Here is an 8,866-nt window from a genome sequence, read left to right as displayed (position 1 = left end):
AAGGACAGATGATTAACTCAGAAGAAATGACGTCATGGGAGCAGTTTTATTCTTTAGCTGCATAATTATATCTGAGGAAAAGTGCCTCTTTAATTTAGAACCCACAATCTGAGTTTGCGACAGAACCCTGAGTTCTGCTGTGCTGATTTGGGGATTGTGGGCGAGGTGCAACATGAAAGTTATATCGCAAGCTGGCTAGAGCGTTTGAATGGCGATAAGAAATTTATTTTTAAAGCAGCAAGCCAAGCAAGTAAGGCGCATCAATGGCTAATGTATTCAAACAGGAAAAATAAAAACGGTTGTCGATGAAAAAGGGAGCATTTGCTCCCTCATTTTTTATTTATTCGCCTATTTATAAGAATGCACGATAAGGTAGCTCAGGATCATTTTTAAAGATATCAGCAAAGCCACGGAAGTGTTGGTAGTGCATACGACCTTTGTCAGTCGGGTAAGTATATTTACCACCAACTTGCCAGAAGAATGGAGCAAAGCCGTACTGTAGACGTTCTTTCTTCATGTTCCATAACATTTCAATTTCACGTGGGTCATTTTGGAAGTTAGCCCAAATATCATGATGGAAAGGTATTACAACCTCACAGTTCAGAGATTCTGCCGCACGTAAAATGTCTGAAGACGTCATTTTATCCGTTACACCGCGTGGGTTTTCACCGTAAGAAAGCAACGCTATATCGATCTTATGGTCATTGCCGTGTTTCGCGTAGTAGTTTGAATAATGAGAGTCGCCAGAGTGATAAACTGAACCGCCAGTGGTTTCCACTAAGTAGTTAACTGCACGGTCATCCATACCATCTAATATCTCTTTATTTAATGAAGATGTACCTTCTGGTAGAGTAACTAATGCTGTACGATCAAATGCATCTAATACTTTGATATTTAAATCTTTGATCTTAATTTCATCGCCAACTTTAGCTATAATGCAGCGATCTTCTGGAACACCCCACTTCATCCATAGATCAACACATGCTTTAGGACCAATGAATTTAACGTGTTCACCACAGTTTTGTAGAACGGCCGCTGCAACATTGATATCAATATGATCACCATGATCATGAGAAGCCATTACTGCATCAATTTCTTTAATTGCAAATGGGTCTAGTGGAAAAATAGCCGTACGTAGATTTGGCTGAAGTGCTTCAACTCCACCCATGCGCATCATTTGATGTTGGTTTTTCATTTTCTGAACGGCTTGAGTTTTTTTACCTGTACCACACCAGAGGTCCATTGATAGATTTGCACCACCTTCTGATTTTAACCAAATACCAGTACAACCAAGCCACCACATGGAGAATGTATTTGGTTGAACAACCGTTTGTTCGATTTCTTCATTTAACCAAGTTCCCCACTCAGGGAATGTATTTAAGATCCAAGATTCGCGAGTGATTTCATTTATGTTGCTCATGTTAATACCTTCTTTTTCATTTTTGAATTTATTTAGGATGTAGGGAATCGAGCGTCTTAATTGATAGTTAAGACACTGAGCTAAATTATTATTTTTTAGGGTTTGTTACTTCTAACTAGTAGTTATACCAAGATAACTTGTGTCCCTTGGGCTTCAATTGATTTGATCACCTCAGGGTTTGCATCTTTACCTGTTATAACAATGTCGATTTGTTTGGCTGGGCAAAAAAGCATACCTGTTCGTAGACCTATTTTCGAACTATCAACCACGACTACAAGTTTGTCGATTTGCTCTAGCATCTGTTGCTCAGCAACTGCTGTCAGCATATCGGCTTTGTATAATCCTGCATCAGTGAGCCCTTTTCCTGATGTAAACATCCAGTTTCCAGCATAACAACCTAGAGAGTTAGGAGCCGGATTTAAGAATATATTTTGTGCTTTGTTGTATTGACCGCCAATAATAATGACATCGTCGTGATCTTTATTAATTAAGTAACTTGCCAATGGGAAGTAATTTGTCACTATTTGAATTTGATCACCACAAAGCTGTTGCCCTAACAAGAATGCGGTTGAACCGCAGTTAATTACGATACTATCTCCTGGTTGACAAAGATCAGCGGCTGTTTGAGCTATGCGTGCTTTCTCTTCATAAAACTCAGTGCTGTTAATGTTTAACGGGGACCATTTTCTTTTTTTATTTTCAACTTGTTCAGCCCCATTCCGGACTTTTCTTAATTTACCTAGCTCATCTAACTTAGCGATATCACGTCTTGCTGTCGCTGGTGAAACGCTAAAGTTGTCAATAATATTTGAAACGTTAATTGCCTGTTTTTCTTCTAATAACGACAAGATGCCATTATGTCTTTGTAGTTCATTCATGTTGAACACTCGGTTTGTCGTGATGACAAGCTTATGATTACTTGTGATTTAATTTGATTCTAGTAATCACGAGTTTGATTGTCAAATCATATAGTATAAAAAACCTGACTTTAATCATAAATATTTTCAAGTTATTGATTTTTATTGTATTTGTTGTTTTTATGTGATCGGGCGCTCAATTGAAACGATTGCAAGAATGAATTATTGATATAAATCAAAGTAATCACAAGTGTTCATTGAATGATTACTTTTGATTGCTAAAGTGTATCTCGTGAGCAAGAGTGAGAAATCACAATCCTACAAACCATTAAAATTACAAAATTATAATTAGGGGTAAAAATATGGAGTTCTTATACGATATCTTCTATATTTTTTACAGTCAGGTAATGACTAAAGCACCATTGCTGCTTGGTTTAGTTACCTGTCTGGGTTACATACTACTTAAGCGAGATGCAACAACGATTATCTCTGGCTCAATTAAAACCATTGTTGGTTTTATGATAGTCCAAGTCGGGGCGGGAACTTTAGTTGCAGGCTTTAAGCCTGTGATTGAGAAAATGAGTGAAATACATGGGCTGACTGGCTCGGTTATTGATCCATATACTTCCATGATGTCTACAATGGAAACCATGGGAGATAATTATTCTTGGGTTGGTTATGCAGTATTGCTCGCTCTTGGGTTAAATATTCTTCTTGTTGTTTTTCGCCGAATTACAGGTATTCGCACTATCATGCTAACTGGGCATATTATGTTCCAGCAAGCTGGCCTAATTGCGGTTTTTTACTTTGTGCTTGGCGCAAGCATGTGGGAAACCATTATTTATTCGGCAATATTAATGGCGTTGTACTGGGGTATATCATCCAACATCATGTTCAAGCCGACCCAAGAAGTTACCGGTGGTGCTGGCTTTTCGATTGGTCACCAACAACAATTTGCATCATGGATTGCAACGAAAGTAGCGCCAAAGCTGGGTGATAAAAAAGATAGTGTCGATCATATAAATCTACCTAAATGGCTACATATTTTCCACGATAGTATCGCAGCTACCACACTAGTTATGACTGTATTCTTCGGCATCATTCTTCTCTCATTTGGTTTAGATAATCTTCAAGATATGGCAGGTAAAACACACTGGCTTATTTATATTTTTGAAACTGGCCTTAAGTTCGCTGTTGCAATTCAAGTTATAGTAACTGGTGTTCGTATGTTCGTTGCTGAATTGTCTGAAGCATTTAATGGTATTTCACAACGTTTAATTCCAAACGCAGTTCTTGCTATCGATTGTGCTGCAATTTACGCATATTCACCAAATGCAATGGTATTTGGTTTTATGTGGGGAGCTGTTGGTCAATTTACCGCAGTGCTTGCAATGTTGGCATTCGATGCACCAATCATGATTATTCCTGGCTTCATCCCAATGTTCTTCTCGAACGCAACCATTGGTGTCTTCGCAAACCATTTTGGTGGTTGGAAAGCCGTCATGAAAATCTGTTTTGTTATGGGGATTATTGAAGTTGTTGGTTCAGCATGGGCTATTCATATCTTTGCTCAATCAGGAACTGAATTTAATAGTTGGATGGGCATGGCTGATTGGGCTCTGGTTTTCCCTCCAATCATGCAAGGAATATCAAGTTCAAGCCTTTTCTTCTTCTTTATTTTAGCCCTTGCTGGTGTGTATATGTACTTTGCATCAAAACAGCTACGAGCAGAAGAAGATGCTGCAGGTTCTGAAATTATGACAGCGATAACTCCTGAAGGTATTGAGGTTGAAGTTGAAATTGCCTCTCAATCTGAAACACCTAAAACTACTAATCTAGAAAATCAAAAACCAGTGCGAGTTCTTGTATGTTGCGGTTCTGGTCAAGGTTCTTCAATGATGTGTTCAAAGAAAATTAAAGAATATCTAGATAAAAAAGGCATTCCGAGCTCGACTTTTAATAGTGCAATCACGGATTACAAATCTCATTTAGGTTCATTTGACATCATTGTTACCTCTGTTGCATTAGCTGCAAAAATTACAGGTCTCCCGGAAGGCAAGCAGCAATTAGCAGTGAAGAACATGATCATGGTGAAAACCTTTGGTGATGAGCTAGTTTCAATTATCGAAAACAACTTCCATAAATAATAAAAAAAGCTCGGTAACTCATTGTTGCCGAGCATATAAAAATAATTCAATAAGTGAGCAAAACAATGAATTTAAAAGAATCTCTTATCCAAAATAATTCTATCCAACTAAATGCGAAAGCAACGGATTGGAAATCAGCAATTAAGTTAGGAACGGATGCTCTTGTAAGCGCTGGTGTCGTTGAAGATCGTTATTACGATGCAATAACTAAAGCGATTGGCGAGGAAGGTCCTTATATTTGTATTCATGATGCCTTTGCATTACCTCATTGCCGTCCTGAAGATGGCGTTATCAAAACGGGTTTTGCACTAACGGTATTAGAAACACCAATTATGTTTGAAGGCGTCGATGAGCCTGTAGATGTTTTGATTACTCTTGCTGGTAAAGACTCTGATGAACATATAGAAGGCACAATGCAGGTTGCTAATTTAATTGAGTTTGATGAGGATTTTTCGAAGCTTCGTGCATGTAAAACTGCTGCTGATGTAGCTTGTTTAATTGATGCGGCATTGGCAGAAACTGAAGCAGCATAAGGAGGCACAATGTCACAATATCATGAATTAAAACAGCGAGTACTAAACGCAAATTTGCAACTACCTAAATATGGTTTAGTGACTTTTACTTGGGGTAATGTTTCTGAGATTGATCGCGAACGTGGTGTGATTGCCATTAAGCCGTCAGGGGTAGAGTACTGTGATATGACAGTTGATGACATGGTTATTGTCGATCTTGAAGGTACTGTTGTGGAAGGGGTATTAAATCCTTCAAGTGATACTGCAACTCACCTTGAGATCTATAAAGCATTTCCTGGTACTGGTGGTGTCGTTCATACCCACTCACGCAGTGCGACTATTTGGGCGCAAGCAGGCATTGATATCCCAGCTCTAGGTACAACACATGCGGATTATTTTTATGGTGATATTCCATGCACTCGCCGACTATCAAATATAGAAATTGCTGAAGAATATGAGAAAAACACAGGGTTAGTCATCATTGAGGAGTTTGCTCATAGACATATCAATCCTATGGCGGTTCCTAGTGTCATTGTTGCTGGGCATGCTCCATTTTCTTGGGGAAAAGATGCAATCGATGCGGTGCATAATGCTGTTGTATTAGAAGAAGTGTCAGCGATGGCTCTAGCTACACGTTCTCTGAATAGTGGTATCAAAATCCAACCAGAATTATCAGACAAGCACTATTTACGTAAGCATGGAGAAAATGCTTATTACGGCCAAAGTAAGGTTTGATAAGAAAAGTTATCCATATATTGAGAGAACATTCTATGTATAAAGTGCTTGCATTGGATCTGGATGGAACAGTGTTAACAGATAATCATACGATTCATCCAGAAGTAAAAAAAGCAATTCAAGAAGCCAAAAAGTATTGCCATGTTGTCATCGTCACAGGACGACACCATACAGCAGCTAGGCCTTACTATTATGAATTAGGGCTTGATACCCCAATCATTTGCTGTAATGGCACTTATGTTTATGACTATCAGAGTGAAACGGTTCTTAAGCAAAATGCGATAGAAAAACAAAACGCATTGACCTTCATTGACATGGCTGAAGAATTTCAACTCAAGATGGTGATGTATATCACTCATGCGATGACGTACTCCAATTACAATCCATTTGCTTACATGTTGGTATTAGAGGAATGGGCAGCAACAGCGCCGGAGCAACATAGACCACAAATATATCGAGTCGATTCATTTATCGAAACCGCGAATCAGGCTGAGCATGTTTGGAAATTTGTAGTTGAAGGCGAAGAAGAGACTGTGGACAGTTTGATGCAGCACCCTTGGGTCGAATCAAACTTTAATGGAGAGCGCTCTTGGTCAAATCGAATTGATTTTGCTGCCAAAGGAAACAGTAAAGGTCTTCGTCTTTCAGAATATATTTCAGATCTAGGTTATCAAGCATCAGATGTTATAGCTGTTGGTGATAACCACAATGACATATCAATGCTCAAGTACGCAGGATTAGGTGTCGCGATGTGTAATGCTGATGACATCGTAAAGTCACACGCTCAAGTCGTGTGCTCAACGAATAACAATAATGATGGCTTAGCTCATCTAATACGTGAACAAATTAAAGGATAACGACATGACAAAACCAATGATTCAAATCGCCCTAGACCAAACAAATCTACCGGCTGCCATTGAGGTGGCGAATAATGTTGAAAGCTTTGTTGATGTGATTGAAGTCGGGACTATTTTGGCTTTTGCTGAAGGGATGACGGCAGTATCTACATTACGAAAAAATCATCCTAATCATATTTTAGTTTGTGATATGAAAACGACGGATGGTGGAGCGATTTTAGCTCGCATGGCATTTGAAGCTGGTGCCGATTGGGTCACTGTTTCGGCTGCTGCACATATTGCGACTATTGATGCATGTAAAAAAGTGGCTGATGAATTTAATGGTGAAATTCAAATCGAAATTTACGGAAACTGGACAATGGAAGATGCGCAGTCTTGGGTTGATCTTGGCATATCTCAAGCCATTTACCACCGTTCTCGTGATGCTGAGTTAGCTGGTGTGGGTTGGACTGAAGAAGATCTTGTGAAAATGCGTGCACTGTCAGAGTTAGGTCTTGAGTTATCAATTACCGGTGGGATAGTACCTGATGATCTCTATCTATTTGAAGGCATTAAAGCAAAAACGTTTATTGCTGGTCGTGCTCTGGCTGGAGATAAAGGTAAAGAAACGGCAGAAGCACTAAAAGCGCAAATTAATCGTTACTGGAACTAGAGGGTGTTATGTATAAAAACTTACAGCGCCATCGTGTAGGGCTTTATGAAAAAGCCCTTCCAAATGAATTTAGTTGGGATGAGAAACTTAAGGCGACCAAAGAGCTGGGTTTTGATTTCTTAGAGATCTCAGTTGATGAGTCTGATGAACGTCGCAGTCGTTTAGATTGGAATGACGAAGAGGTGTATGGTTTACGTCATCTTTGTGAAAAATATGGCGTGCCTTTGCAATCAATGTGTTTAAGTGCTCATCGTAAATTCCCGTTTGGTTCTGCTGACTCAGTTATTCGTGAGCAAGCTGTTATTCATATGGAAAAAGCAATTACGCTTGCTTATAAATTGGGTATTAGAACTATTCAATTGGCTGGCTATGATGTTTATTATGAACCTGCGGATAAGGTCACACATCAAAGGTTTATTGAGGGAATGAAGCTTTCAGCACAACTTGCTGAGAGAGCAGGAGTCATGTTAGCCGTTGAAATCATGGATACGGACTATCTCAATTCATTAAGTAAGTTTGAAGTGCTAAGCCGTGAAGTTAATTCACCTTATTTCACCGCTTATCCCGATGTGGGAAACATCTCTGGTTGGAATTACGATATTGTAACTGAGCTTAAGTTAAGCAAGCCACGCATTACTCAAATACACTTAAAAGATACCTATCGTGTAACTTCTGAATATAAAGGTCAGTTCCGAGATTTAGTTATCGGTGATGGCGAGGTCGATTTCAAAGCTATTTTAAGTACTTTGAAGGAAACACAATGTGTAGTTCCCCTTGTGATCGAAATGTGGGCGCAAGATGATAACTGGAAAGAGAATATTCATCTTGCTCAGAAAAGGTTAAATCAAACTTGTGATGAGGTTGGTTTATTAAGACTATTTTCTAATTAATAGTCATTATCTTCAATAATAACGATGTTTTGTTTCCGTGCAGTACTGTAATCTCCTATATGTACTGCACACCCCACATTTTACTTCTATTCCTTTCTATCTAATTTGACTTAATAGTACTGTTGGCGCAGAGTGATGAAAATTAAATCATTTAAAGAACAGTAAAGTCGATGAAGCCACTAAATTTACAACTTTTTTGGTATGAAAAAGACCAGTCTCTTATTGATACCAAAGAACTTACAAAATTATCTGCCGCTCAAGAGTCAGAGTTCAATGAGTGGGAAAAACAACGTCGTAAGATTTTAAGTTATGAATTGCATCAGCAAACTTGGGTAAAGGTGCCAAATGATGGAGCATCATCAGAGTTACAGTTCAACTCAAATGGAGGCGTAACTGAAATAGAATTATTTGGAGATAAGTCATTATCAGGTGCATGGAAAGTTGTTGATGGTGTTTTATTTATTAGCATGATTAATAATGATGCGACCATTGAATATCAAGTAGTAGCTAATCGGGCTAAGAATATTCATTCTGGTATTCAATTTATTAATGGAGCCATTTGTTCTTACAGTAAGTTTATAATCACTAAATAATTGTGATATCGTGTTTGAAAATGAAATTCTAACTGTTCAAGATATTCGTGATCTAATCTAAATGAGGACGGGGTAAACCCTAGATTCTCAGAATAACCGACACACTTGGTATAGACACGAGAGCCAGCTGCTCGTAGGCTGAAGTTCTCAAACAATAACCAAGGTACCCACATGGGGAAACAATACAAACAGCTGACTCTTGT

At 38.6% G+C, this 8,866-nt stretch carries 9 protein-coding genes and 1 pseudogene; 8 read left to right on the top strand and 2 right to left on the bottom strand.

The window, feature by feature from the left end:
* Nucleotides 1–132: 132 nt before the first annotated feature.
* A pseudogene (locus HC723_RS15895) lies at nt 133–309 on the top strand (zincin-like metallopeptidase domain-containing protein); the annotation flags it as partial.
* Nucleotides 310–352: 43 nt separating this feature from the next.
* Here the strand turns inward: HC723_RS15895 and ulaG are convergent.
* Nucleotides 353–1,420, bottom strand: coding sequence for an L-ascorbate 6-phosphate lactonase (gene ulaG / locus HC723_RS15890; protein WP_190339774.1), 1,068 nt, complete (start codon nt 1,418–1,420; stop codon nt 353–355).
* A gap of 122 nt (nt 1,421–1,542) precedes the next feature.
* Nucleotides 1,543–2,298, bottom strand: coding sequence for an HTH-type transcriptional regulator UlaR (ulaR, locus tag HC723_RS15885; protein ID WP_190339773.1), 756 nt, complete (start codon nt 2,296–2,298; stop codon nt 1,543–1,545).
* Between the two features lie 341 nt (nt 2,299–2,639).
* Between ulaR and HC723_RS15880 the strand changes: the two genes are divergently transcribed.
* The 7 genes from HC723_RS15880 to HC723_RS15850 all read left to right on the top strand — a co-directional run bounded on the left by HC723_RS15880 (nt 2,640) and on the right by HC723_RS15850 (nt 8,663).
* On the top strand, nt 2,640–4,424 hold the full coding sequence (locus HC723_RS15880; protein WP_190339772.1) for a PTS ascorbate-specific subunit IIBC: 1,785 nt from the start codon (nt 2,640–2,642) through the stop codon (nt 4,422–4,424).
* Between the two features lie 65 nt (nt 4,425–4,489).
* Nucleotides 4,490–4,957, top strand: coding sequence for a PTS sugar transporter subunit IIA (locus HC723_RS15875; RefSeq protein ID WP_190339771.1), 468 nt, complete (start codon nt 4,490–4,492; stop codon nt 4,955–4,957).
* Nucleotides 4,958–4,966: 9 nt separating this feature from the next.
* The gene (locus tag HC723_RS15870) at nt 4,967–5,671 is read left to right on the top strand and encodes an L-ribulose-5-phosphate 4-epimerase (RefSeq protein ID WP_190339770.1); all 705 of its coding nucleotides are present in this window, start codon (nt 4,967–4,969) and stop codon (nt 5,669–5,671) included.
* A 35-nt stretch (nt 5,672–5,706) separates the two neighbouring features.
* Entirely contained in the window at nt 5,707–6,528 is an 822-nt protein-coding gene (locus tag HC723_RS15865) for a pyridoxal phosphatase (protein WP_190339769.1), read from the top strand.
* A 4-nt stretch (nt 6,529–6,532) separates the two neighbouring features.
* Nucleotides 6,533–7,180 (top strand): 3-keto-L-gulonate-6-phosphate decarboxylase UlaD, encoded by a 648-nt coding sequence (locus HC723_RS15860; protein WP_190339768.1) that lies wholly within the window; start codon nt 6,533–6,535, stop codon nt 7,178–7,180.
* An 8-nt stretch (nt 7,181–7,188) separates the two neighbouring features.
* Complete coding sequence (locus HC723_RS15855) at nt 7,189–8,070, top strand: L-ribulose-5-phosphate 3-epimerase (RefSeq protein ID WP_190339767.1); 882 nt, start codon at nt 7,189–7,191, stop codon at nt 8,068–8,070.
* A gap of 170 nt (nt 8,071–8,240) precedes the next feature.
* Complete coding sequence (locus tag HC723_RS15850) at nt 8,241–8,663, top strand: hypothetical protein (protein WP_190339766.1); 423 nt, start codon at nt 8,241–8,243, stop codon at nt 8,661–8,663.
* The last annotated feature ends 203 nt before the right edge of the window (nt 8,664–8,866 follow it).

Origin of the sequence: Vibrio sp. S11_S32 (assembly GCF_014694465.1) — a bacterium.
Lineage (GTDB): Bacteria > Pseudomonadota > Gammaproteobacteria > Enterobacterales > Vibrionaceae > Vibrio > Vibrio algicola.
Note: the sequence above shows the minus strand (reverse complement) of the source record. Positions and strands in the feature narration are given on the sequence as shown.